Below are 258 nucleotides of genomic sequence, written 5' to 3' on the forward strand. Positions count from 1 at the left end.
CGCACCATCCAGAATCCGGCGTCATTGACGTGGCAGAAGAACACCGAGCCTGCGCCAATGGCCAGCGCCACCAGTGAACTCTGGGTCGCCGCGAGCCCGGCCATCATCGGCGCGAGAATGCCCGCCACACCGCAGCTCAAGCCTGCCACGGCATACGCCGCGCCCAGCCAGATACCGCCGCTGATCAGGCTGGCGTACAGCATAAACACCCCGACCGGCAGCAGCAGGCTGTAGACCAGCACCGCGCGCCAGGCGCCA

At 67.4% G+C, this 258-nt stretch carries 1 protein-coding gene; it reads right to left on the reverse strand.

What is annotated here, in order from left to right:
• On the reverse strand, positions 1-258 hold a 258-nt coding region (locus tag AC0L3B_RS39795; RefSeq protein WP_473383378.1), incomplete at both ends, for a GntT/GntP/DsdX family permease.

This window comes from Bradyrhizobium sp. Kon56 (assembly GCF_055807635.1).